General features: G+C 72.9%; 25 protein-coding genes and 1 tRNA gene. 13 read left to right on the top strand and 13 right to left on the bottom strand.

The features are described 5' to 3' along the window. The first annotated feature begins 1 nt into the window (after position 1). The gene (locus APR03_RS18665) at positions 2-850 is read left to right on the top strand and encodes a GDSL-type esterase/lipase family protein (RefSeq protein ID WP_253838036.1); all 849 of its coding nucleotides are present in this window, start codon (positions 2-4) and stop codon (positions 848-850) included. Positions 851-900: 50 nt separating this feature from the next. On the opposite strand, the gene APR03_RS18660 is transcribed toward APR03_RS18665, so the two are convergent. After that, positions 901-1,308 carry a carboxymuconolactone decarboxylase family protein gene (locus APR03_RS18660; protein ID WP_253838028.1) on the bottom strand — a complete coding sequence of 136 codons (408 nt, stop codon included), beginning with the start codon at positions 1,306-1,308 and terminating at the stop codon, positions 901-903. A gap of 198 nt (positions 1,309-1,506) precedes the next feature. Between APR03_RS18660 and APR03_RS18655 the strand changes: the two genes are divergently transcribed. Together APR03_RS18655 and APR03_RS18650 are read left to right on the top strand one after the other, a co-directional pair. Next, entirely contained in the window at positions 1,507-2,043 is a 537-nt protein-coding gene (locus APR03_RS18655; protein ID WP_253838026.1) for an AAA family ATPase, read from the top strand. After that, positions 2,033-2,917, top strand: coding sequence for a phosphotransferase family protein (locus APR03_RS18650; RefSeq protein ID WP_253838024.1), 885 nt, complete (start codon positions 2,033-2,035; stop codon positions 2,915-2,917). The genes APR03_RS18655 and APR03_RS18650 overlap by 11 nt, the downstream gene beginning before the upstream one ends. Here the strand turns inward: APR03_RS18650 and APR03_RS18645 are convergent. Then, complete coding sequence (locus APR03_RS18645; protein WP_253838022.1) at positions 2,904-3,380, bottom strand: nuclear transport factor 2 family protein; 477 nt, start codon at positions 3,378-3,380, stop codon at positions 2,904-2,906. The genes APR03_RS18650 and APR03_RS18645 overlap by 14 nt on opposite strands. Positions 3,381-3,469: 89 nt before the next feature. On the opposite strand from APR03_RS18645, the gene APR03_RS18640 reads away from it, so the two are divergent. Together APR03_RS18640 and APR03_RS18635 are read left to right on the top strand one after the other, a co-directional pair. Further along, on the top strand, positions 3,470-4,048 hold the full coding sequence (locus APR03_RS18640) for a TetR/AcrR family transcriptional regulator (RefSeq protein WP_253838021.1): 579 nt from the start codon (positions 3,470-3,472) through the stop codon (positions 4,046-4,048). 143 nt (positions 4,049-4,191) lie between these two features. Continuing rightward, positions 4,192-4,668 (top strand): hypothetical protein, encoded by a 477-nt coding sequence (locus APR03_RS18635; RefSeq protein ID WP_253838019.1) that lies wholly within the window; start codon positions 4,192-4,194, stop codon positions 4,666-4,668. A gap of 93 nt (positions 4,669-4,761) precedes the next feature. Here APR03_RS18635 and APR03_RS18630 read toward each other — a convergent pair. Beyond that, positions 4,762-4,848, bottom strand: a tRNA-Ser gene (locus APR03_RS18630). Positions 4,849-5,023: 175 nt separating this feature from the next. On the opposite strand from APR03_RS18630, the gene APR03_RS18625 reads away from it, so the two are divergent. Beyond that, on the top strand, positions 5,024-5,758 hold the full coding sequence (locus tag APR03_RS18625) for a GntR family transcriptional regulator (RefSeq protein WP_253838017.1): 735 nt from the start codon (positions 5,024-5,026) through the stop codon (positions 5,756-5,758). A 36-nt stretch (positions 5,759-5,794) separates the two neighbouring features. On the opposite strand, the gene APR03_RS18620 is transcribed toward APR03_RS18625, so the two are convergent. Beyond that, a complete protein-coding gene (locus tag APR03_RS18620; protein ID WP_253838015.1) occupies positions 5,795-6,397 on the bottom strand; it encodes a hypothetical protein in 603 nt (200 codons plus the stop codon). 2 nt (positions 6,398-6,399) lie between these two features. After that, positions 6,400-6,603, bottom strand: coding sequence for a hypothetical protein (locus tag APR03_RS18615; protein ID WP_253838014.1), 204 nt, complete (start codon positions 6,601-6,603; stop codon positions 6,400-6,402). A gap of 170 nt (positions 6,604-6,773) precedes the next feature. Here APR03_RS18615 and APR03_RS18610 point away from each other — a divergent pair, with 170 nt between their 5' ends. Beyond that, complete coding sequence (locus APR03_RS18610) at positions 6,774-7,730, top strand: transglutaminase-like domain-containing protein (RefSeq protein ID WP_253838012.1); 957 nt, start codon at positions 6,774-6,776, stop codon at positions 7,728-7,730. Here APR03_RS18610 and APR03_RS18605 read toward each other — a convergent pair. After that, positions 7,727-8,539 carry a Sir2 family NAD-dependent protein deacetylase gene (locus APR03_RS18605; RefSeq protein WP_253838380.1) on the bottom strand — a complete coding sequence of 271 codons (813 nt, stop codon included), beginning with the start codon at positions 8,537-8,539 and terminating at the stop codon, positions 7,727-7,729. The two genes, APR03_RS18610 and APR03_RS18605, sit on opposite strands and share 4 nt — an antisense overlap. Before the next feature lie 175 nt (positions 8,540-8,714). On the opposite strand from APR03_RS18605, the gene APR03_RS18600 reads away from it, so the two are divergent. Next, positions 8,715-9,851 carry an L-histidine N(alpha)-methyltransferase gene (locus tag APR03_RS18600; protein ID WP_253838010.1) on the top strand — a complete coding sequence of 379 codons (1,137 nt, stop codon included), beginning with the start codon at positions 8,715-8,717 and terminating at the stop codon, positions 9,849-9,851. Then, positions 9,842-10,486: a hypothetical protein gene (locus APR03_RS18595; protein WP_253838008.1), complete on the top strand. Its 645-nt coding sequence runs from the start codon at positions 9,842-9,844 to the stop codon at positions 10,484-10,486. The genes APR03_RS18600 and APR03_RS18595 overlap by 10 nt, the downstream gene beginning before the upstream one ends. Here the strand turns inward: APR03_RS18595 and APR03_RS18590 are convergent. Beyond that, positions 10,483-10,917 (bottom strand): nucleoside deaminase, encoded by a 435-nt coding sequence (locus tag APR03_RS18590; RefSeq protein WP_253838379.1) that lies wholly within the window; start codon positions 10,915-10,917, stop codon positions 10,483-10,485. The genes APR03_RS18595 and APR03_RS18590 overlap by 4 nt on opposite strands. A 168-nt stretch (positions 10,918-11,085) precedes the next feature. Here APR03_RS18590 and upp point away from each other — a divergent pair, with 168 nt between their 5' ends. Further along, positions 11,086-11,721 (top strand): uracil phosphoribosyltransferase, encoded by a 636-nt coding sequence (gene upp / locus APR03_RS18585; protein ID WP_253838007.1) that lies wholly within the window; start codon positions 11,086-11,088, stop codon positions 11,719-11,721. Between the two features lie 37 nt (positions 11,722-11,758). Here the strand turns inward: upp and APR03_RS18580 are convergent, their stop codons facing one another. Continuing rightward, on the bottom strand, positions 11,759-15,199 hold the full coding sequence (locus tag APR03_RS18580) for a sigma-70 family RNA polymerase sigma factor (RefSeq protein ID WP_253838005.1): 3,441 nt from the start codon (positions 15,197-15,199) through the stop codon (positions 11,759-11,761). A 249-nt stretch (positions 15,200-15,448) separates the two neighbouring features. On the opposite strand from APR03_RS18580, the gene APR03_RS18575 reads away from it, so the two are divergent. Continuing rightward, a complete protein-coding gene (locus APR03_RS18575; protein WP_253838003.1) occupies positions 15,449-16,216 on the top strand; it encodes a nucleotidyl cyclase domain-containing protein in 768 nt (255 codons plus the stop codon). A 119-nt stretch (positions 16,217-16,335) separates the two neighbouring features. Here APR03_RS18575 and APR03_RS18570 read toward each other — a convergent pair whose 3' ends face one another. From APR03_RS18570 to dnaK, 5 genes are all read right to left on the bottom strand, one after another. After that, complete coding sequence (locus APR03_RS18570) at positions 16,336-16,644, bottom strand: DUF1540 domain-containing protein (protein WP_253837995.1); 309 nt, start codon at positions 16,642-16,644, stop codon at positions 16,336-16,338. Positions 16,645-16,796: 152 nt separating this feature from the next. Then, positions 16,797-17,249, bottom strand: coding sequence for a heat shock protein transcriptional repressor HspR (locus tag APR03_RS18565; RefSeq protein ID WP_308216519.1), 453 nt, complete (start codon positions 17,247-17,249; stop codon positions 16,797-16,799). Between the two features lie 100 nt (positions 17,250-17,349). Beyond that, a complete protein-coding gene (locus tag APR03_RS18560) occupies positions 17,350-18,348 on the bottom strand; it encodes a DnaJ C-terminal domain-containing protein (protein WP_253837993.1) in 999 nt (332 codons plus the stop codon). Positions 18,349-18,424: 76 nt separating this feature from the next. Next, complete coding sequence (grpE, locus tag APR03_RS18555; protein WP_253837991.1) at positions 18,425-19,084, bottom strand: nucleotide exchange factor GrpE; 660 nt, start codon at positions 19,082-19,084, stop codon at positions 18,425-18,427. After that, positions 19,081-20,937 carry a molecular chaperone DnaK gene (dnaK, locus tag APR03_RS18550; protein WP_253837989.1) on the bottom strand — a complete coding sequence of 619 codons (1,857 nt, stop codon included), beginning with the start codon at positions 20,935-20,937 and terminating at the stop codon, positions 19,081-19,083. The genes grpE and dnaK overlap by 4 nt, the downstream gene beginning before the upstream one ends. Positions 20,938-21,108: 171 nt before the next feature. Between dnaK and APR03_RS18545 the strand changes: the two genes are divergently transcribed. Both APR03_RS18545 and APR03_RS18540 read left to right on the top strand, forming a co-directional pair. After that, on the top strand, positions 21,109-21,654 hold the full coding sequence (locus APR03_RS18545; protein WP_253837988.1) for a GNAT family N-acetyltransferase: 546 nt from the start codon (positions 21,109-21,111) through the stop codon (positions 21,652-21,654). 175 nt (positions 21,655-21,829) lie between these two features. Then, on the top strand, positions 21,830-22,102 hold the full coding sequence (locus APR03_RS18540) for a hypothetical protein (protein ID WP_253837987.1): 273 nt from the start codon (positions 21,830-21,832) through the stop codon (positions 22,100-22,102). Positions 22,103-22,107 lie beyond the last annotated feature (5 nt).

The raw sequence follows: 22,107 nt of genomic DNA, 5'->3' as shown, positions 1-22,107 counted from the left end.
GATGACGGCGGCGGGACGCGACCGGCTGGTGGCCCTCGGTGACTCGATCACCGTGGGCGTGGGTGACACGGTCGGTCCGGACGCCGCGCACGGCCCGGGCTGGGCCGCGCACCTCGCCGCTGTGCTCGGCGTGGACACGTTCACGAACCTCGCCACCAACGGCGCCCGCTCCCGCGACGTCGCGGACGTCCAGCTCTCCGCCGCGCTCGCGCTGCGGCCCGGGCTCGCGACCCTGCTGGTGGGCGGCAACGACGTGCTGCGCAGCGACTTCGACGCGCGGCTCACCCTCCTCGACCTGCGGCGGTGCGTCGACGAGCTGCGGCGCGCGGGCGCCGACGTGGTGCTCGTGCGGCTGCCGGTGATCGGCCTGTTCGAGCTCGCGCCGCGCCTGGTGCGGCGCGTGATGCGGCGGCGGGTGGCAGCGATCAACGCGGCGGTGGACAGGGTGGCGGAGGAGGTGGCCGGGCGCGTGGTCGTGGTCGACGCCGCCGCGGCGATCGCGCCCGCCGGGGCCAGGGCCTGGCACGTGGACCGGGTGCACCCGTCACCGGCCGGGCACCGCCGTCTGGCACTGGCCGTGGGTGCCGCGCTGGCGGCCCTCGATGCCGGCTACGCGCCGGACGGTGTCCTGCCCGCGGCGCCCGACCCGCCGGGACCGGGGCAGCGCCTGACCTGGCTGGTGCGGGCCGGGCTGCCGTGGTGCGTCCGGCGGGGGCGGGACTTCCTGCCGGGGCTGCTCCGCGCCGTCGTGCACGACCTGCGGGCCGAACGCGTACTGGGGCCGGGCGCGACCGTCGCGAGCCTCGCCGACTCCGGCCTGGACCCGCGCCGGCGCATCGGCCGGGGCTGAGCCCTCAGCCGTAGCCGACGGCGCCGGCGCGGCGCCGTCGGCGGGACCGTTCAGTCCAGCGGCAGCAGACCGCGCTCGGCGAACACCTTGCGTGCGGCGGCGACCGCGTTGAGGGCGCGCGGGAAGCCGCAGTACACGGCGCTCTGCAGGAAGACCTCGATGATCTGCTGCGGGGTGAGGCCCACGTTGAGCGAGGCACCGATGTGCACCTCGAGCTGCGCGTCGCTGCCGCCCATCCCCGTGAGGATGCCGAGCGTGACGAGCTGGCGCTGCTGGGGCTCGAGGCCGGGCCGGGAGAGGATGTCCCCGTAGCCCCACGCGACGATCTGATGCCCGAGCTCCGGCGCGATGTCCGCCAGGGACTCGATGACGCCGTGCCCGGCGTCGTCGTGGATGGAGTCGAGGGCCGCCATGCCTGACGCGAATCTCTCCGCGCGCGTCGCCGCGTTGTTGGGCATCGTTTTCTCCTTCAGAGCTGCCGTCATGGGTGTTGTGGGCTCGATCGGTGACACAGAGAGCGCACGCCGGTGGGCGCGGCACCAGTCCAGCCCATCCCCGGGGGCAAGCGCAAGACAACTGTGCAGGTCAACCTCGATTTCTTCGGATGGAATCTGGACCGGCCGCCCCGTGTCGGAGGCTTCCGCTACCGTGGCGCGGTGCGCAGGGTGTCGGTGGTCGGAGCGTCGGGGTCGGGCAAGTCCACGTTCGCGCGCCGGCTGGCGCAGCGCCTCGGGGCGCCGTACGTGGAGCTCGACGCGCTGCACTGGGGCCCGGGGTGGAGGCCGCGCGCGGACTTCGCGCGCGACGCGGGGCGGGCGGTCGCCACGGACCTCTGGGTCGTGGACGGCAACTACTCCGTGGTGCGGGACGCGGTCTGGGCACGTGCCGACACCGTCGTCTGGATCGACCCGCCGGCGCCGACGGTGCTCGCGCAGGTGTACGGGCGGTCCTTCCGGCTGGCGCTGAGCCAGGAGGAGCTCTGGCCCGGTACCGGGAACCGCCAGCCCTGGCGCGAGGTGCTCGTGCCGTGGGCGGCGGGCTCGATCCTCCGGTGGTCGTGGGCGGAGCTCCGGAAGCACCCGGCGCGGTACGGGGCGGCCATGGCCGACCCGGCCAACGCCCACCTGACGTTCCACCGGCTGCGCACCCGGCGGGCGGCGGACGAGTTCCTGGCCCGCGCGGATGCCCGCTGACCTGCTCGGCGCGGCGCTGACGGCGTTCGGCGTCACCCCCACCGGCGCACCGGCGTCCGCCGAGGCGCGGTCCGGGGCGGGCGTCCACCAGGTGCGGACGGCCGCGGGAGCGCCCGCATACCTCAAGGTCACGCCCGTCGCTCTGGGGGCGTGGGCCGTCGCGGCGGCGGAGCGCGAGCTGCGCTTCTACCGCGCTGTCGCACCCACCCTCCCCGTACCGACGCCCGCGCTGCTCGACGCGGCGGCCCTCCCGGCGGGCCTCGCGCTCCTCCTGTCGGACGCCGGGGCGGCCCGGCCCGCGTCGGCGTGGACCGACCGGGACTGGGCGGAGCTGGGCGGACAGCTCGCCGTCCTGCACTCGTCGCCGCTCCCGGAGGGCTCGTGGGACCGGCGCGACCCGCTGCGCGAACCTCTGCCGGACGCCGGGCTGGTCCGGGCGTTCTGGGCGTCGGACCTGCCTGACGTTCTGCCCGAGCACCGCGCCCGGATCGTGGAGCGGCTCGACGCCCGGCCGACGGTGTTCGTCCACGGGGACTGCCACGCGGCGAACGTGCTGCACTCCGGGCGCGGGCTCGCGCTCTGCGACTGGCAGTCGGCGGGGTTCGGGCGGGCCTCGGCGGACCTGGCGTTCCTCAGCGTCCGCGCCGCACCCGCGGGCGTGCGGATCCCGCCGACCCTCCTGGCGGGGTACCTGGCCCGCTCCCCGGCCGACGCCGACGCGCTGCGGCGGGCGGTCCTGCTGGAGGAGCTGGCGACCTACGTCTTCGAGTGGCCCGCGTACGCCGGCTACAACGACGCGGCGGGGATCGCGCGGGTGCGGCGTCGGACGCGAGCCTTGGCCGACCGCCTGCGCGACGCGCTCACGGAGCCGTAACGTCGGCCGCGCCCGGCAGTGCCGCCTGGAAGATGCCGAAGTTCCCGGTCATCCACAGGGGTGTGAGCTTCAGGGCGCAGATGCGCCACCCGTCCGCCGTCCGCTCGAACTGGTTCGTGTAGGAGCCGTACACGGTCTGGTCGCTGTCGCCGGTGCTGGTCGGCAGGTGATGGCTGGCCCGGACGTAGGCGACGCCCGTGGCGCGGTCCTCGCCGTCGAAGGTGACCACCTGGTTGGTGATCTGGTGCTGCGTCGCCGTGAAGGACTCCATCCGCGGTGCGGTCATGGCGACCCAGTCGTCCGCCTGGAGGCGGGCGGCCGGCTGGCCGAAGCCCGCGCTGAAGTCGACCTCGACCACGTCCGTGAAGCAGGTCCGGAAGAGCGCCCAGTCCCGGGAGTCGGTGCCGGTGGCGTAGCGGATCTGGACGTCGGCGATCTCGGCACGGTCGAGGAGCCGTCGCATACTCGTCGTGAGTTCGTTCATTTCATCTGACGCTGTCATACGAACCACTGTCACCCCGTTCATGTGACGCTGTCAAGTACCCTGGTCCGGTGGTGACACGCACCGAGACCGCCGCCGCGACCCGGCGGGCCCTGCTCCGCGCGGCGGCCGAGCTGCTCGACACCGGCGGCCCCGACGCCGTGACCCTGCGGGAGGTGGGCGCCCGCGCGGGCGTCTCCCGGGGCGCGCCCTACGGGCACTTCCGCAACAAGGAGCACCTGCTGACGCGGCTCGCCATCGACGCCTGGGACGCCCTCGCGGACACGGTGCAGGAGCTGCGGAACGACGACGCCGCCCCCACCGCACGCCTGGAGCGCGCCCTGCTCGCCCTCATCGACGTCGCACGCCGACGGCCGCACCGCTACGCGCTGATGTTCAGCACGCCGGCGGACGACCCCGACTCGGCAGCGGCGGCGACCCGCCTGGAGCAGCAGTTCCTCGCGATCGTCGCCGACGTCGTCGGCCAGCAGGACGCCCTGCGCCACGGCGCCCTGCTGATGTCGAGCGCCCACGGCATCGCGGGGTTGGAGCTCAGCGGGCACCTGGCCCGGGAGAAGTGGGGCGTGGACGGCGAGCACCTGGTCCACATGCTGGTCGGCGCCATCGCGCCGCCGGCCGCGGCGGGGTGATGCGCGCCTGCGGGTGAGGCCTTTGGAGACCGCGAGGTCGGTTCGTTGTGGCGAGGTCGGTCCAGGCCTGTGCCGACCTCGCCACAACGAACCGACCTCGACGGCTCCGACGTCTCCACCGGGCAGTCGCTACGCTTCACCCCGTGGAGATATCGGATGGTTTGGGCGTCTTAGCGGCGATCCCCGCGGTGCTGGTCGGGCTGCAGACAGCGCTGGGGTCCTTCTTCGACTTCACGCCCGGCCGCGAGCGACGGCTGCGTCGCCTCCTGCACCTTCACTCGACCATGCCCGACGGACGCGGCCGAGCGGCCCTGGAAGAGGCTGCCAACGGCCTGGCCGTGAAGGTCGCCCGGCGGGCGAACCCGGAGGTCGGCGCGCCGCGACGGCGCCGCAAGGTCGACCCCGGCAACCTCATCGCGATGGTCTTCGTCTCCGCGGTGGGCGGCGGCATCACCTGGGGCGTGTGGCAGCTCGGCGTCATCGCACCGTGGGCGTGGCTCCAGTGGACGCTGTGGGTCATCGCCGGTCTCGTGCTCTTGTTCGTGACGCTGCTGGTGACCGTCGGTGGACTTGCCGATGTCTTCGTCGACGAGGAGAAGGCGAAGACCTCGGAGGAGTGACGCTTGCGACTGCGGGCCAGGGTGAGGCTGCGTATCCGGCATGACGAAGGCCCCCAGATCCGCAGGGTGACGCGGTTGGGGGCCTTCAGGGTGCGGTAGCGGTGGGATTTGAACCCACGGTGGACTTTCACCCACACACGCTTTCGAGGCGTGCTCCTTAGGCCGCTCGGACACGCTACCTTCGCCCACCGCAGCAGCAGCGGGCCGTAGCAGGATACCCGGTCGGAGGCCCGTTCCACGAATCGGTTGCCGGGACGTGGCGCAGGTCTCCTCCGGAGCGGGTTCGTCCCACGACACGAGAGGCCATGTCCCGCGTACCGCACCGGACCGTAGAGCACGACCGTAGAGTGGGCCCATGGCGACGACCGCTGACGCAGAACCCCTCCGCCAGGCGGGGGAGGACGGGCACGAGGACGGCGACGCGGCCACCGAAGGCAGGGCCGGCGACCTCGTCGAGCGCACCGCCGCCACGATCCGCTCGTGGATCATCACCGGCACCACCCGGCCCGGCGAGCGGCTCTCGGAGAAGTCCGTCGCGGAGGCCCTCGACGTCTCCCGGAACACGCTGCGCGAGGCGTTCCGGGTGCTCACGCACGAGAACCTGCTGGTGCGGCGTCCGCACGCGGGTGTCATGGTCGCCGTCCCGACGCTCGCGTCCATCCTTGACATCTACCGCGTGCGCCGCATGGTCGAGGGACAGGCCCTGCGCGGCGCGCTGCCCGGGCATCCCGCGACGGACATCATGCGCGACGCCGTGGCCACCGCCGAGCGGGCCCGCGACGCGCAGGACTGGCGCGCGGCCGGCACGGCGAACATGGAGTTCCACCGCGGCATCGTCGCCCTCTGCGACAGCGAGCACCTGGACCGCCTCTACGCCACGGTCTCGGCCGAGCTGCGCCTCGCGTTCGGGCTGCTCGCCAACCCTGAGTACCTGCACGCGCCGTACGTGGCCCGCAACGCGCGGATCCTGGAGCTGACGCTCGGCGGGGACAGCGCGGCCGCCGCCGCCGAGCTGGACGACTACCTCGTGCAGTCGGAGCGGACCGTCGCGGCCGCCTACTCCCGGCGGACGGCGCCCGAGGCCACCTGAGCCTGCAGCGGCAGCCGGCAGCGGACAGGAGCCCGGTCACCGCACGGGCAGCGCCCGCAGCAGGTCCTCGAGCTGCTCGCGCGTCGTGGCCACGTACCCGCCCCGCAGCCGCATCGCCGCGTCCCAGACCTCACGCTCCCGCGCGGACTGCCGTTCCAGCACGGTCATGTTCTCGGTCAGATCGAGACGCCGGTTGAACCCCTGGACGGTGTCGCGCCAGCGGTGCAGCCCGGTCACGAGCGCGGTGTCCCGCCGCCGGTCGAGCACGCCCGAGACGAGTGCGGCGTCGACCGCTGACACGGCGAGCCGTGCGAACACGGCCCGCGGCCGGCCGTGCGCGGTGCGGGCGAACTCGTTGTCCGCGAGCACCGCACGGTTCCGTTCCAGCTCCCGGCGGACGGCGGCGAGCACCTGCGCGTGCCGCTCCGCCTCGCTGCTCAGCCGCTCGACGACGAGCCCGGTCACCCCCGCGACCAGGGTCAGTGAGTTGACCGCGGGTTCCCACCGCGGCTCCCCCGGCAGCGCGAACCACAGCACGCCGAGCACGAGGGCCACGGCCAGCAGCCCGTAGGTCACCGTGGCGACGGCGGCCCGTGCCGCGGTCGCGTGGCGCTCGACGAGCGGGCCCAGGCCGGGCACGGTCAGGCCCAGATGGTGAACGGCCGGTCGTCCGGCCGGGGCTCCCCGATGGCGGCCGGGTCCACGAGGTAGACCCGGTCGTCGGCCCGCAGGGCGCCGAGCACCCGCTCCAGCGCGGCCGCGGCGTCGTCCGCGTCGCCGACCGCGAGGTCGAGGCGCAGGGAGAGCCGGCGTCGCACGGGCTGCTGCGCTGTCGTTTCGGCCATGTCGGTACCTCCGGCGCGGGCGGGCAGGCATTCGCTGCACAACCAGAGTACCGACGCCCAACAGAACTATCTAGATTGTTCAACATTTTGGTCATCGTCAGGCCGAGAACGGGCTGTCATTTCACGGTCCCGGCGAGGTACTGTTCCGACACCGCCGAGGGAGGACATCGATGCCCGCACCCACGCTCTTCGACTACTCGGACCACAGCCCGTACTCGAACCCCGGCAACCACGCCGGCTTCTTCACCGAGCTGAGCACCGACCCGACCGACCTGCACCGCTTCGTCTGCTCCACCGTCGTGCACTACCGGGCGGGCGGCCGCGAGCTCACCGAGGCGCAGAAGGCCGACCCCGACCGCCGCTGGCTGACCTCGATCCTCGACGCCGCCGAGCTGCGCGCCCCGCTCGACGGACCGCGCACGTCGTCGCAGCAGGTGGCCGGCTGCTGCCGCGACCACACCCTGTTGGCGCTGGGCGTGCTGCGCTCCCACGGCGTCCCCGCACGGTCCCGCATCGGGTTCGCCACCTACTTCGACGAGGGCTGGCACGCGGACCACGTGGTGGGCGAGCGCTGGGACGGCTCCCGCTGGGTGCGCTTCGACGCCGAGCTGGACCAGGAGGACTTCGACTTCGACGTGCACGACATGCCGACGGGACCGGACTCCCCGTTCCCGACGGCCGCCGAGGCGTGGCTCGCTATCCGCTCCGGTGCCGCCGACCCGGCCACCTTCGGCGTCTCCAAGGACCACCCGGACCTGTACGGCCGGGAGTTCGTGCGCGACTACGTGCTCCTCGAGGTGGCGCACCGGCACCGCGACGAGCTGCTGCTCTGGGACCTGTGGGGCGCCCGGCTGGCGAACCCCGGCCTGCGCGACGTGCTGCCCGGCGGGCCCGGGCCCTGGATCGAGGAGGCGGGCCTGATCGGCACCGACGTGCCGGGCGCCGAGCTCGACGCCGTCGCCGACGAGCTGGCCTACCTGCTCGTCGCCGCCGACGCGGGTGACTCCGAGGCCGCCGACCAGCTCGCCGAGCTCTACCGCGAGGACGTGCGGCTGCACCCCGGCGAGCGCGTCGTCACCCTGTCGCCGACCGGCCACCACGCGGTGACGGACCTGGCCGAGCGCTAGCCCAGCCGGTCGGCGAGCTCCGCCAGCACGTCGGTCGTGCCGGCGTCGATCTTCACCGTCGCGTACCTGTCGCCCCGCGTGATGCCGCGGTTCACGATCACCACGGGCTTCCCGGCGTCGGACACGCGGCGCACGAACCGGAGGCCGCTCATCACGGTCAGCGACGAGCCGGCCACGAGCAGCGCGTCGGCGTCGTCGACCATGGCGTACGCGCGGTCGACGCGCTCGCGCGGCACGTTCTCGCCGAAGTAGACGATCTCCGGCTTGAGCACCCCGCCGCAGAACTCGCACGGCGCGGGCCGGAAGTGCGCGGTGGACTCGATCACGGCGTCGGCGTCGGGCGCGATCTCGATGTCGGCGACGTCGCCCACCGACTCCAGGAAGCCGGGGTTGAGCGCGTCGAGGCGCTCGGCGAGGTGGGTGCGCGAGATGACGCGTCCGCAGCTCAGGCAGATCACCCGGTCGTAGCGTCCGTGCAGGTCGATGACGTTGCGCGAGCCCGCGTCCTCGTGCAGGAGGTCGACGTTCTGCGTGATGATCCCCGTCAGCACGCCGCGCTCCTCGAGCCGGACGAGCGCGCGGTGACCGGCGTTGGGTACCGACCGGTTGACGTGCGTCCAGCCCACGTGGTTGCGGGCCCAGTAGTGCCGGCGGAACTCCTCGTCGCCCACGAACTGCTGGTACGTCATGGGGTTGCGGGGCGGGGAGTCGGGGCCGCGGTAGTCGGGGATCCCGGAGTCGGTCGAGACCCCGGCGCCCGTGAGCGCGGCGACGCGGAGGCCGGTCAGCACCTCCACGGCGTCGTCCACGGTGGTGCGGGCCACCTCGACGGCCTCGGGTTGCCAGGTGGTGGGTCGAGCGCGAGGGAACACCCTCCGAGGGTATGCCCCCCGCGGCCCGCGGGCGCCGCCGTGTGTTCCATTTCGCACCGGGCGGAGGGCCGCTAGCCTGGGGCACCGGTGCACAGCGGCATGAGGGGACGGCGTGGGCGACTCAGCGATCTCGAGGATCGACGGCACGTTGGCCGGGGACGACTTCGGGTGGTCGGTGACCCTCGTCGGTGAGGACCAGTCGGACAAGCTCGCCACCCTCGCGCAGCACCTCGACGACGGCCACTCCACGACCGGCGACGGCAAGCGGGTCCCCTCGGGCTACGCCTACTGGGGCATCGGGCCCACCATCGCGTGGTTCAACGCGTCGAACGACCCCACCTACATGGTCATCAAGGTGGGCACCGAGATGTTCCGCCGGCAGTGGCGCAGCCTCTCCCCGCTCGTCACCGACGAGTGCGTGCACCTGGTGAGCCTCGGCGTGGGCACCGGGGCCAAGGACGGCATGTTCCTGGAGACCATGCGCAGGGCCCACCCGACGATGCTCTACGTGCCCGTGGACATGAGCGCCGAGATGCTGCGCACCGGCTCCCGCACCGCGGTCCGGGACGCGCACTTCCCGCTGGACCGTTCGCTCGGCCTGCAGATCGACCTGTCCCTGGACGGCAACCTCGAGGAGCTCAAGCAGTTCCTCGACCGGCTGGTGGGCGACGAGGCGATCCTCTACTCGCTGGTCGGCAACACGGTGGCCAACTTCGACGACGACCAGGAGTTCCTCGCCGGCGTCGCGCGCGTGCTCCGCCCGCAGGACCGGATGCTCGTCGAGTTCGCCACCACGGAGAACCTGTCCGCGGCCGCGGTGCGCGCGGCGGAGGCCGAGTACCGGCAGACCCGCGGGTTCGTGGAGTTCGTGGCGAGCGCCGTGCGCTACAACACCGACCTGCGCATCGACCTGGACCAGATCCGGTTCGCGGGATCGGTCCAGGACGAGAGCATCCTGCTCAAGGTCTACTGGCAGAACGCCAGCGGCGACGACCTCCGGATGCAGATCCCGGGCAGCCGCCCGATCCACCTCCTGCCGGAGGACACCATCAGGCTGTACACCACCCGCAAGTACACGACCGACCGCATCGACCGGCTCGTCGCGGGTGCCGGCCTGCGCACGACGCACGTGCAGCGGGAACGCTTCCGGCACACGCAGCGGCCCAGCCCGTTCGGCCTGGAGCTGCGTCTCTTGGCCCACGACGACACCGTGCGGTCGCCGCTGCCGGCCTTCGACGTGTGGAAGTGACCCGCGAGCGGCTGCGCCTGCTCCGGCGCCGGGTCGCGGCCACGTGGTCGAGCCGCCGCTGGGCCCGCCGACGCCGGGTCACGGTCGCCGTCGTCACCTACGCCCTGCTCGGCGTCGCGTTCGTGCTGGGCATCCTGTGGATACTGGGCATCGGCCCGGAGTGGGAGCCGTGGGTCAACTCCCTGACGCTGCTGGCAGGCGTGACCGGGCTCGTCGTCGAGCGGCAGAACGCCGAGACGGAGCGCCGTTCGGAGGTGGTCGGGTCCGTCGGGTTCGAGCTGCAGCAGAACCGGGCCATCGTGGAGCGCCGGCTCGCCGGGCTGCGGACCGGCGGCGAGCAGGTCCTGTCGGTCAGCCCCCGCCTGGCGCTGTCCGCCGTCGACGCCGCGCTGGCCTCGGGCGTGCTGTCCCGGTCACCCGACCGGGCGCTCGTGGAGCGGCTGCACCGCTGGCGGGAGCGGGTGCAGGGGTACAACTGGCGGCGCGACCTCACCGAGTTCGAGCTCATGCTGATCAAGTACCAGGACGGCGACGACGTCGGCGCCAACCTGTCCAGCCTGGCCAACGAACGGCTCTACCTCCTGCGCCTGCGCACCCTGCTCGACCAGCTGCACGCCGCGCTGCCCCAGGTCTAGGTGCGGCGCTCCGCGAAGAACTCGCGGAGCAGCAGCCCGCACTCGTGCTCGCGGACGCCCCCGAGCACCTCGACCTCGTGCAGCGCGCGCTGGTCGCGCACCAGGTCCCAGACCGAGCCCGTCGCGCCCGCCTTGGGGTCCCACGCGCCGAGCACGAGGCGGCGCACCCGGGACTGCACGAGCGCCCCGGCGCACATCGGGCAGGGTTCCAGCGTCACCACCAGGGTGCAGCCGGTCAGGCGCCACTCGCCGCGCGCGGCGGCGGCCGCCCGCATCGCGAGCACCTCGGCGTGCGCGGTCGGGTCCCCGGTCGCCTCCCGCTCGTTGTGCCCGACGCCGATGGTGCGCCCCGCCTCGTCGAGCACCAGGGCGCCGACGGGCACGTCGCCGGTGTCGAGGGCGCGCCGGGCCTCGTCGAGGGCCACGCCCATCCACCGCTCCCAGTACGCCCGCCGCTCGGCGACGGTCAGGCTCCCTGTGTCAGACACACGGGTCACCCTAGTGACCTCAGCGCCTGACACCCGTTGGTGGGTGTGGAACTCGCTACGTTCCGGGGTTTCGGGCCGTCCTGGCGGCACGCCGCCGGTAGCGTTGGCCCCATGCGCCTCCACGTCGTCGATCATCCCCTGGTCGCCCACAAGCTGACCGTCCTGCGGGACGAGACCACGGCCTCGCCCACCTTCCGCCTGCTCGTGGACGAGCTCGTCACGCTGCTGGCCTACGAGGCCACGCGCGAGATCGCCACCGAGCCGCACGAGGTGAAGACGCCGATCACCACCATGACGGGCACCCGGCTCGCGTCGCCGCCCCCGCTGGTGGTGCCGATCCTGCGCGCCGGCCTGGGCATGCTCGACGGCATGAGCCGCCTGCTGCCGACCGCCGAGGTCGGATTCCTGGGCCTGGTCCGGGACGAGGAGACGTTCAAGGCGGTCACGTACGCCAACCGCCTGCCGGACGACCTGACGGGCCGTCACGTCTTCCTCATCGACCCGATGCTGGCCACGGGCGGCACCCTGGTGGCGGCGATCGACTACGTGCTGGAGCGCGGTGCCCGCGAGGTGACGGCCGTCTGCCTGCTCGCCGCGCCGGAGGGCATCCAGCTGCTGGAGGAGCACGTGGGCGACCGGGCCAACCTGACGGTGGTGGTCGCCGCCGTGGACGAGCGCCTCAACGAGAAGGCCTACATCGTGCCCGGCCTGGGCGACGCCGGCGACCGGCTCTACGGGATCGTCTGATCCTCACGAGCGGCTGCCCACGGGCGTCCGCCGCGGGTCAGTCGCAGTAACCGCCCCACGGCCAGCTGCGGCCGGAACGCATCGGGGACGGCGAGGCGCTGGGCGTCACGCCCTGGTCCGGCGGCGGGGTCGACGTGCACACGTCGCCCCCGTCGCTGCCGAGGCAGGCCGCGCCCTTGGCCCAGAAGGTCCGCTCCACGGTGCGCTTGTCGCCCTCGAGCTCGCGGGTGAGGCGCACGGTCACGTTGCCGCCGTTGCTCATCAGCACGTGACGGTCGATCACGAGCGGGGTGGTCTGCCCCGCGGCCACCTCGGCCTCGGCGCCCACGTCGCCGGTGCTCTCGCGCACCAGCACGCCGAGCCAGCCGCGGCCGGTGCGGTTCTCGACCAGGGCCGTGTGCCGCACCTGCTGGTCGACGCACTCCGTGGTGACGGTGACCCCGAGGTCGTCCGCGGGCCACGTGAGCTCGGCGCACGACTCGAACTCGACCGGCAGGGTGGCCAGCACCGTGCCGCCCGCCCTCAGGTCGACGGTCCCGGTGCCCCAGGCCACGGCGTACTCGATCTTCGCCGTCTCGCCGCCCTGCACCGTCCGGGACACGTCGCCGACGTGGAACTGCACGGGCAGCGTCGACTCCTTGTTGCTGACGATGACCGAGAACATCTGCACCGACCGGTCCTCGGCGGGGTCGAACTCGCACACCCCCGTGGTGGACGCGGTCTGGGACACCACCGCCGGAGCGATCCGCGCGGCGCCGAACGGCGCCGTGGGGTTGGCCCGGGGCACGACCCGCTCGGCCGGGGCGTCGCCGTCCGCGTCCAGACCCTCGCGCGAGAGCCGGAACGTCACGTTGCCCCCGGCGAGCTGGTCACGCTTGGTGTCCACCGTGAACGGCACGGTGCCACCTGCAGCCACGGGCAGACGCGGAGACTCCATCATGGTGTCCCCGACCGGGACCACCATGACGACGGACATCGTCTCGTCGGTGCGGTTCGTGACCGTGCCCTGCACCGCCACGGTGCCGCCCTGGTTGATGGTCCGCACCGACGTCTCCGTGTCCCACTTCGGCACGTAGCAGTCCTGCCGCTGGTGCTCGCCCGCCGGGACGCGGGTGCTGTAGCTGCTGCCCTCGACGTCGGTCGACAGCACGTAGGTGGCCTGGCCGGCGGGAACCCGCAGGCCGTCGGGCACCGTGAGCCGCGCGGTGGCGCCCGGGGCAAGCGCCTCCGGGTGCGTGGCCTTCTCGCCGGCCGCCTCCAGCGCCACCCACACGGCCCGCTTGGTCGTGTTCGTGTAGCTGCCGGTGACGACCGCCTTGGCGACGCCCGCGCCGCCCGTGGCCTCACAGGTCGCGGCGACCGGGCCGGCGCCCTTCGCGGCGTCCGCCCACGCGGACGTCGCCCCGAGCGTCGCCGATGCCGAGTGGGCGTTGCCGTTCAGCACCGGACGGATGTTGGCGACCCCGAGCTCCGTGTAGGCGGCGGTCGACGGCGTCACGGTCGCGATGTTCAGCGCGACGTCGGCGACGGCGCCGGGCGAGAGGTCGGCCGCCGCCGCGAGGGTGCCGGCGATCGGGATGCAGCGCCAGGCGTTCGGCAGCTCGCCCGCGGCACAGGTCAGCTCGGACTGCGCGGAGGCCGGCGTGACGCCGTTCGGCAGCGTGACATCGACCGCCCAGCCGCCGCCCACCACCGAACGGTCGCCCGTGCTGGTCAGGCGGACGGGCAACGCGGCGGTGCCCGGGCTCGCGAGCGACACGCTCTCGGTCGAGGCGGTCAGCTCCGGCCCGAAGGGCGAGACGGTGCGGCCGGGCAGGTCGACCGCGACCGGCTCCATACCGTCGGCCCAGACCTCGGCGCCCACGGGGTAGTCGCCGCCGGCAGCGGCGCGCACCGGCACGACGACCCGCAGCTCCTGCCCGGCCGGGATCTCACCGAGCGTGCAGTGCAGCACGCCGGTGAGCTCCGTCGGCAGGCACGCCGCCGGGGCGTCGGTGTCGACGAGGCCGATGGTGTCGGGCGTCGAGGGCGAGGAGTCGGGCATGGCCTGGGTCTCGCCCTCGGCGTCCGCCGAGTCGCCCGCCGCAGTACCGGAACCGGCGGCCGTGCCGGAACCGGCGGCCGTGGTGGCGCCCGGCGTGGGCGTCGCGGCGGGGTAGGCACCCTGCGCCGGCTCCTGCAGCGCGGCCTGGACCAGGCGCGCGCCAACGCCCGTGCCGAACGGTCCGTCGGGCCGCGCGACCGTGAGCCCCTGGGGCAGCGTGATCTCGAGCTGCGTGCCCGTGGCCGCGGCCTCGCCCGTGTTCTCGATGGTGAACGACAGCTCCTGCTGCTGGCGGGGCAGCAGCGGCGTCGCGGCGTCGGTGTAGCCCACGACCAGGTACGCGCGCGTGACCGTGTCGCCGGGCTCGACGTCGGTGGGCAGCACGGGGCTGCTGCCGCCGTCGACCGTCTCGGTCGCGGGCCCCTGCTGGTTCTCCGGCGTGGTGACCACCGTGTCGGCCACGGGTACGGGCCCGACCTCGGCGGGGGCCGCGATCTGCAGTGCCGCGACCACGCCGACCGCCGCGACGGCGATGGCCCCGGCCGCGACGCTGCCGCCGGTGGCGGCCGCCGCGGCGGAGGCGACCGCGCCGGCGGTCGCGGAGACCGCGGAGGAGACCCCGCCGGAGAACGTGCCGGCGGCGCTCACGCCCGCCGAGGCCGCAGGGGCCCCGCCCGCCGCCGCGCCCGCACCGGCCTTGGCCGCGACCGCGAACCCGCCGATCTGCGCGCCCGCGCCGACCAGGGCCAGGCCGCCGGCGCCGAGCACCAGCGGGGCGATGACGGTCTTCATGCCGTGCGCCACGTCGTGCAGCTCCAGCACGAGCGCGCTGCAGGTTCCGCACGTCGTGAGGTGCTCGGAGATCTTGGCGGTCTCGCGCTTGGACAGGCTCTCCCGCACGTAGCCGCCGAGCAGCGGGTTCACGCTGCGGCAGGTGTCGGACGGGGCGTGCGTGAGGTGCTGCTGCAGGTAGCCCGCGCGCAGCGCCTCCTTGGCACGGTAGAGCAGGGCGGAGACACCGTTGGGGCTGAGGCCGAGCAGCGGCGCCACCTGCGCCGGCTTGACCTCGTCCACCAGCACGTACCAGAGCACCTCGCGCCAGCGCTCGGGGAGGTCGGCGTACGCCCGGTAGATCACGCTGCGCTCGAACCCGGCGAGCGCCGGGTCCTCCTCGGAGGCGACGCGGCCGAGCACCGACTCGATCTCGTCGTCGGTGGACGGGCGGGTGCGGGCCGCGCCGCGTGACACGTCGAACGCCCGGTGCCGCACCACGGTGTAGAGGTAGGGACGGAACCCGGCGTCGGGTCCCGCGCCCCGGCGGAGCATCTCGAACAGCTTGCTGAAGGCGTCGGCCACGACGTCCTCGGCGTCGGTGGGCGAGACGTACTGCCGGGCGAGGGCCCGGGCGGCGGCGGCGTGGCGCTCGTAGAGCACGCCGAAAGCGTCGCGGTTACCCGACCTGACCTGCAGGATCAGTTCCGCGTCGCTCGGGGTCTCCCCTGTGCTGCTCTCCGCTTGCTTCACGTCTACCCAGACTCTCGGCCGTGTCCTGCCCATGACTATAGAGCCACAAGGCGAATCTCAGGGGCTGAAAAATACAAATCGCCCACTGCCTCCGGGTGAAGTGTGCTACTCCGACCTCGAAGGTGCGTCATGATGTATCCCCGTGAGGGTCCCTTCATCATGAGCGAGTCACAGCAGGAGGCGCGGGTGCGTGTACAAGACCTGCGTGAGCGGTGGCGCGCTACGAGTCTGGCCTCGGTCTGGATCAGACCGAACGACTGGGACCATCCCGCCGCCGAAGCGCTGGCAGAGGCCTTGGCCGAGGGCCGGGGCGTGATCGCGCCCGCGGAACGCCTCGGTGCGGCCCGGGCCGAGGTCGGCGCCGGTATCACCGAGGCCTTGGACGACGTGGCCTGCCTCTACGCCGCCTTCGGCCGGCCCACGGACGTGGGTGCGCTGCGCGCCGCGGCGATCGGCTGGGTCGGCGAGCGCGAGCGGGTGCCGTACCAGATCGCCACGCGCGACCCGTCGACAGGGCTGCCGACCGGGGAGTACCTGGGCGAGCGGCTGCGCGAGACCTACGGCACGGCGCAGCGGTCTGGCGCCTCCGCGGGGACCACGCACTGCCTGCTCGTGCTCGACGTCGGCCTGGACAGCCTGGACACGTGGCAGCGGCTCGCGCGCTCCGCCGCCATCGGCAGGACGTTGCACCAGGTCTTCGGCGAGGGGCATCCGATGGCCGCGGTCGGTGACGGCACCTTCGTGGTGCTGTGCGAGCGCGGCCCGTCCACCGCCGAGCTGGGTCAGTCGCTCCGCCGCGTCGTGGAGCGCAACGCCGAGGTGCTGGGCCTCACCACCGAGGTGCGGCGGCCCACCCGGGTGTGGGTCGAGCGCCTGCCCGGCACGCACGACGACGCCCTGCTCCTGCTCGACCACCTCGCTCGCTGAACCCCGCCGCGACCACGCCGCGCCCCTGACCACGCCGCGACCCGGACAGCCCGTCCGGACACGCGCAGAGCGCCTGCTCGACGTCGAGCAGGCGCTCTCTCGTCTCCCGGGTGGCCCGGTCAGCGCTCCTGGAAGGTGAGGCAGTCGGCGTGGCCCGGGTCGGCGGGGCCGGCACCCACGCGGATCGACGGGGCGTTGCACTCCAGGTTGTCGTTGTGCAGGCACTCGCCGCGCTGGCAGGCGCCCACGTGGGCGATGACCTTCTCGAGGCCGCCCTTGGTGCTCAGCGGGATGAACGTGGCGCACGACGCGTCCCCCACGTGGCCGGCGATGGTGACGGCGCCCGCGTGGCAGCCGTGGTCGTGGTTGTAGCCGCAGCCGTCGATCGAGCACTCGGCGACCTCGGGCATCTCCATCAGCGTGCTCATGAGCTCTCTCCTCGCAGACGGTTCCTGACCTCCGGAATACCTCGATCGTATTCCAGAATGGCAGATCCGGGAGAGCAAGGAATGCCTTACCTACACTTCGGCATGCGCTTTATCAATAAGGAAAGAATTGCGTCGCCGAAATGCGCGCGGCACTACTCTCCGCGGCGCGGCGTCGGCCGCCAGAGCACGACGGCACCTCCGCTCACGGCCCGGTGCTCCAGGTCGACCCGCATCGCCGCGCTGCGTACCCGCTGACCGCGCTGCACCACGACGACGTCGCCCGCGTCCGGGCCCGCGGCGAACACGCGCCCCTCCTCCTGCACGCGCATGATGAGGTCGCTCAGCCGCTCCTCCAGGACCGAGACGTGCGCCTCGAGGTCGAGGATGCGCTTGATCCCGGCGAGGTTGATTCCTTCCACCTGCGCGAGCCGCTGCACCTGCAGCAGCCGGGCCACGTCGCGGCGCGAGTAGCGCCGACCTCGGCCCCTGGTCCGGCGGGGCACCACCAGGCCGAGACGGTCGTACTGGCGCAGCGTCTGCGGGTGCATCCCGGCGAGCTCCGCGGCCTTGGACACGGTGAGCACCGGTGCGTCGTCGTCGATCACGTGCCCTCCCGTCCGTGTGCCGAACCTGCGGGCGCTCCCGCAGGTCCGGGCAGATTAACCGAGTCGGGCGCGGCAGGGCACCCGCCCCACCGCGCCGTCGTCATTCCGCCGCGCGCTGGGCCAGCCCGGCGCGCACGTCCTCGCCGTCGCTCTCGGCGGCGAAGGTCTCCAGGGCCTGCCTGGCCTTCTTGCTGAGCTTCTGCGGCACGGCCACCTGCACGGTCACGAGCAGGTCGCCGGACCCGCCCGAGGCCTGGACCCCACGGCCCTTGAGCCGGAGCACCCGGCCCGACGGCGTGCCCGACGGCACCTTGAGGCGCACGGTCGACCCGTCGAGGATCGGCACCTCCAGGGTCGTGCCGAGCGCGGCCTCCACGAACGTGACCGGCACGGTCATGCGCAGGTCGCGCCCGTCCAGGGCGAACACGGGGTGCGGGGCCACGCGCACCGTGACCACGAGGTCACCGGCCGCACCGCCCCCGCTGCCGGGCCGCCCCTTGCCCCGCAGACGGATCTTCTTGCCGTCGTTGATGCCCGCCGGGATCCGGGCGTGGATGGTGCGCCCGTCGACCTCCAGGTCGGCGGTCGTGCCCTCCACCGCCGCTCGGAACGGCAGCGTCACCTGCGCGGTGACGTCGGCTCCCGGGCTCGGGGCCGTGAACCCGGTGGGCCCGTAGCCCGTCCGGCCCGCGCCACCGCCGAACATCGAGCCGAGGATGTCCTCGAAGCCCGCGCCGCCCGGAGCGCCCTGCGAGTAGCGGACCCGGGGTCCGCCCCGGCCACCGCCACCGAACATGGCGCCCATGATGTCCTCGAAGCCGCCGGCCCCGGCACCGCCCGGCCCCGCCGAGAAGCGCGCGCCCCCGGCCATGGCGCGCACGGCGTCGTACTGCCGGCGCTGCTCCGGGTCGGACAGGACCGCGTAGGCCTCGCCGATCTCCTTGAACCGTGACTCGGCCGCCGCGTTCCCCTGGTTCTGGTCGGGGTGGTGCTGGCGAGCGAGCTTGCGGTAGGCCTTCTTGATGGTCGCGTCGTCGGCGTCCTTGGGGACGCCCAGCACGGCGTAGAAGTCCTTCTCCATCCAGTCCTGACCGGTCATGGCACCTCCTTCCGCACTGTGCTCCCGGTGGCCGGGGCCGCCCCGCGGGACGGCCCCGGCCACCGGGAGAAGGGGACTACTCCGGCCCGACGACGCCCACGCGCGCCGCCCGGACCACCTTGTCGCCGATCCGGTAGCCCGGTTCGACCACGAGGTTCACCGTGGCGGTCGTCGCGTCCGCGTCCGTCGAGTGCATGAGCGCCTCGTGCACCGTGGGGTCGAACTCCTCGCCCACCGTGCCGAACCGCTCGACGCCGAACTTCTGCAGGCTCTGGTCGATCTTCTCCGCGATCGCGGCCATCGGACCGTCGAGCTCGCCGTGCTGCTTGGCCCGCTCGATGTCGTCGAGCACCGGCAGCAGCGCGCTCAGCACGTCCTGCACGCCCCGGTCCCGCGCGGCCTCCTGGTCGCGCAGCGCACGGTTGCGGTAGTTCGTGAAGCTCGCCCGCTCCCGCTGGAGGGCGTCCAGGTGCTGGGCGGCCTCCGCCTTGGCCTTGAGCACCTCGGCGTCCTCCGCCGCGTCGCCGGTGGGCTCGAAGTCGAGCCCGGCCAGCGGGTCGGCCGACGCGTCCTGCTCGGCCGCACCCTCGTCCGGCGTGCTCTCGCTCGCCGGTGCGGGCTCGGTGGGCCGCGCCTGCTCCCCGGAGCTGTTCACCTTGCGCTTGTCCGTGAACTGGAAGGGGTGCTCCCCCGAGCCCTCGGGCTCGGGGGTCCCCTGCGGGTTCTCCTCGGTCACTTGCGCTCGTCCTCGTCGTCGACGATCTCGGCGTCCACGACGTCCTCCTCGGGCGCGGACTGCGCGTTCGCCGTCTGCGGGCCGCCCTGCGCCCCGGCCTGCTCGGCCGAGTACAGCGCCTCGCCGATCTTCTGCGAGGACGCGCCGAGCTTCTCGTAGGAGGTCTTCACGGCATCGGCGTCCTCGCCCTCGAGCGCGGACTTCACGGCGGCGATGTCGGCCTCGACCTCGGTGACGACCTCGGCCGGGAGCTTGTCGCGGTTGTCCGAGATCTGCTTCTCCATGGAGTACGCGAAGGCCTCGGCCTGGTTGCGGGTGTCCGCCTCCTCGCGCCGCTTCTTGTCCTCCTCGGCGTGCGCCTCGGCGTCCTTGACCATGCGGTCGATGTCCTCCTTGGGGAGGGCCGAGCCGCCGGTGATCTTCATCGACTGCTCCATGCCCGTGCCGCGGTCCTTGGCGGACACGTGCACGATGCCGTTCGCGTCGATGTCGAAGGTGACCTCGATCTGCGGCACGCCGCGCGGGGCCGGCGCGATGCCGGTGAGCTCGAACACGCCCAGCGGCTTGTTGTCCCGGGTGAACTCGCGCTCGCCCTGGAACACCTGGATCGCCACGGACGGCTGGTTGTCGTCGGCCGTCGAGAAGACCTCGCTGCGCTTGGTCGGGATGGCCGTGTTGCGCTCGATGAGCTTGGTCATCACGCCACCCTTGGTCTCGATGCCGAGGGACAGCGGGGTGACGTCGATCAGGAGGACGTCCTTGCGGTCACCGGAGATGACGCCGGCCTGCAGCGCGGCACCCACGGCCACGACCTCGTCCGGGTTCACGCCCTTGTTGGGCTCGCGGCCGCCGGTGAGCTCCTTGACGACGTCGGTCACGGCCGGCATGCGGGTGGAACCACCCACGAGCACGACGTGGTCGATGTCGGACACCGAGATGCCGGCGTCGCGGATGACCGCGTGGAACGGCGCCTTGGTGCGGTCGATGAGGTCCTGCGTCATCTGCTGGAACTGGGCCCGGGTGAGCTTCTCGTCCAGGTGGATGGGGCCGTTCTCGCTCATCGAGAGGTACTGCATCGAGATGTTGGTGCTCGTCGCGGACGAGAGCTCCTTCTTGGCCTGCTCGGCCGCCTCACGGAGGCGCTGCAGCGCGATCTTGTCCTTCGACAGGTCCACGCCCGCGGAGTTCTTCACCTGCTTGATCAGGTGGTCCACGATCCGCGCGTCCCAGTCGTCACCACCGAGGCGGTTGTCACCGGAGGTGGCACGCACCTGGATGGTCGAGAAGTCGTCCTCGTCCTTGCCCACCTCGAGCAGGGAGACGTCGAACGTACCGCCACCGAGGTCGAAGACGAGGATGAGCTCGTCCTCCTTGCCCTTGTCCAGGCCGTACGCGAGCGCGGCGGCCGTGGGCTCGTTGACGATGCGCTGCACGTTGAGGCCGGCGATCTGGCCGGCGTCCTTCGTGGCCTGGCGCTCGGCGTCGTTGAAGTACGCCGGCACCGTGATGACGGCGTCGGTGACGGGCTCGCCCAGGTACTCCTCGGCGTCGCGCTTGAGCTTGCCCAGGATGCGGGCCGAGATCTCCTGCGGCGTGTAGTCCTTGCCGTCGATGTCCACGGTCCAGTCGGTGCCCATGTGGCGCTTGACCGACGAGATGGTGCGGTCCACGTTGGTGACCGCCTGACGCTTGGCGACCTCGCCCACCAGGACCTCGCCGGTCTTGGAGAACGCGACCACCGACGGGGTGGTCCGCGAGCCCTCCGCGTTGGCGATGACGGTGGGCTCGCCACCCTCGAGCACCGACACCACGGAGTTCGTGGTGCCGAGGTCGATACCTACTGCGCGTGCCATGTTGCCTGCTTTCCTCGACAGTTCCATCGACAGATTGAGCCTTCTGCACTCAACTTTAGGTCGGGGTCCGACGCGAAGCAAGCTCGCGGGCGCCAAGTTGAGTCCATCTCACTCAACTCCGGGACGGGCCGAGAAGTTCCCGGTGCCGGACGCCGTCACTATCGTGGCGGCATGCCCTTCGAGACCCCCCTCGCCGGCGGCGTCGTGCTGCGCGAGCTGACCAAGGACGACGCCGTCGCGGTCGCCCACGCCTACATCCGCAACCGGGAGCACCTCGCGCCGTGGGACCCGGCCCGCCCCGACGAGTTCTGGACGGAGCAGTGGCACAAGGACCGCCTCTGGGTCCAGGTGCTGGCCAACACGAACGGCTCGGCGCTGCACACGGTGCTCGAGGCGCCGGACGGCGAGATCGTGGGCCGTCTCAACCTCACCGACATCGTGCGCGGCGCCTTCGAGAACGGGCACGTCGGCTACTGGATCGACGCGCGGTACACCGGCCGCGGCCTGATGTCCGCGGCGCTGGAGGCCCTGGTGGCGCACGCCCGGGACGAGCTCGGCCTGCACCGCCTGCAGGCCGCGACGCTGCCGCACAACGCGGCGTCGCAGGCGGTGCTCCGGCGGGTCGGCTTCGAGAAGATCGGCTACGCCCCGAGCTACCTGAAGATCGCCGGCGAGTGGCAGGACCACATCGTCTTCCAGCGCATCCTGCACGGCTGAGCGGACTCCGCACCGCGGAATCTCACCCCCGCCAACAGGCGCGACACCCCGACCTGCGGTACACAAGGGTGCACGACCGGGGCCGCGGGGGTGGGGCGTCGGAGGAGTACCCCGCGGGCCTGCCCGCGGGTGGCTGAAGCCCGGGGAGCCGGGCCCCGACCGGGGGGAGACCACCATGGCAAGCATCCACGGAAGCTCGTTGTCGATCGCGCTCCTGACCGCTCTGCTCGATCCCGAGGAGGACGGGCTGCGCTCACCGCACGTGCAGGACCTGCTGCAGGAGGCCCTCGAGACCCGCGAGGACGCCCGCGACGTGATCGTCGCACTGCTCGCCTCGTCCGGGTCGATGCTCCGGCAGATCAGCCACCACAACGACCAGGACCCGCTGGAGTCCCTGCAGCGGGTCGCGCTGGGCTTCCAGCGCAAGGTGGTGCAGCTCCCGGGCTGAGCCGG

It is taken from the genome of Promicromonospora thailandica (genome assembly GCF_024171955.1).
GTDB lineage: Bacteria > Actinomycetota > Actinomycetes > Actinomycetales > Cellulomonadaceae > Promicromonospora > Promicromonospora thailandica.
Note: the sequence above shows the minus strand (reverse complement) of the source record. Positions and strands in the feature narration are given on the sequence as shown.

Coding starts and splice junctions, on each gene's coding strand:
- APR03_RS18665 (WP_253838036.1), top strand. CDS start 2: ATGACGGCGGCGGGACGCGACCGGCTGGTGGCCCTCGGTGACTCGATC.
- APR03_RS18660 (WP_253838028.1), bottom strand. CDS start 1,308: ATGCCCAACAACGCGGCGACGCGCGCGGAGAGATTCGCGTCAGGCATG.
- APR03_RS18650 (WP_253838024.1), top strand. CDS start 2,033: ATGCCCGCTGACCTGCTCGGCGCGGCGCTGACGGCGTTCGGCGTCACC.
- APR03_RS18645 (WP_253838022.1), bottom strand. CDS start 3,380: ATGCGACGGCTCCTCGACCGTGCCGAGATCGCCGACGTCCAGATCCGC.
- APR03_RS18625 (WP_253838017.1), top strand. CDS start 5,024: ATGGCGACGACCGCTGACGCAGAACCCCTCCGCCAGGCGGGGGAGGAC.
- APR03_RS18615 (WP_253838014.1), bottom strand. CDS start 6,603: ATGGCCGAAACGACAGCGCAGCAGCCCGTGCGACGCCGGCTCTCCCTG.
- APR03_RS18610 (WP_253838012.1), top strand. CDS start 6,774: ATGCCCGCACCCACGCTCTTCGACTACTCGGACCACAGCCCGTACTCG.
- APR03_RS18590 (WP_253838379.1), bottom strand. CDS start 10,917: ATGGGCGTGGCCCTCGACGAGGCCCGGCGCGCCCTCGACACCGGCGAC.
- upp (WP_253838007.1), top strand. CDS start 11,086: ATGCGCCTCCACGTCGTCGATCATCCCCTGGTCGCCCACAAGCTGACC.
- APR03_RS18575 (WP_253838003.1), top strand. CDS start 15,449: ATGAGCGAGTCACAGCAGGAGGCGCGGGTGCGTGTACAAGACCTGCGT.
- APR03_RS18570 (WP_253837995.1), bottom strand. CDS start 16,644: ATGAGCACGCTGATGGAGATGCCCGAGGTCGCCGAGTGCTCGATCGAC.
- APR03_RS18560 (WP_253837993.1), bottom strand. CDS start 18,348: ATGACCGGTCAGGACTGGATGGAGAAGGACTTCTACGCCGTGCTGGGC.
- dnaK (WP_253837989.1), bottom strand. CDS start 20,937: ATGGCACGCGCAGTAGGTATCGACCTCGGCACCACGAACTCCGTGGTG.
- APR03_RS18545 (WP_253837988.1), top strand. CDS start 21,109: ATGCCCTTCGAGACCCCCCTCGCCGGCGGCGTCGTGCTGCGCGAGCTG.
- APR03_RS18540 (WP_253837987.1), top strand. CDS start 21,830: ATGGCAAGCATCCACGGAAGCTCGTTGTCGATCGCGCTCCTGACCGCT.